The sequence below is a fragment of the Pantoea sp. GbtcB22 genome (assembly GCF_019091025.1).
Taxonomy (GTDB): Bacteria; Pseudomonadota; Gammaproteobacteria; order Enterobacterales; family Enterobacteriaceae; genus Pantoea; species Pantoea leporis.
In genome coordinates this window covers 1-252 of the sequence record NZ_JAGXKB010000476.1, presented here as the reverse complement: position 1 = coordinate 252, position 252 = coordinate 1, and the positions used below count along the sequence as shown (strand labels likewise).

Here is a 252-nt window from a genome sequence, read left to right as displayed (position 1 = left end):
GCCGTACTCAGCGGCAGGATGCGGTGCCGATGACGCTTGGCCAGGAGTTCCACGCGTTTAACGTGCTGCTGAATGAAGAGACTCCCAGCATTCTGCGCACCGCTGAACTGCTGCTGGAAGTGAACCTCGGCGCCACCGCCATCGGTACACGACTCAATACGCCGGATGGCTATCAGCAGATGGCGGTACAGCGTCTGGCGGAAGTGAGTAATCTGCCGGTGGTGCCTGCAGAAGATTTGATTGAGGCCACCT

At 59.1% G+C, this 252-nt stretch carries 1 protein-coding gene; it reads left to right on the top strand.

What is annotated here, in order from left to right:
- Positions 1–252: lyase family protein (locus KVT28_RS25765; protein WP_254633671.1), on the top strand; the 252-nt coding region annotated here is incomplete at both ends.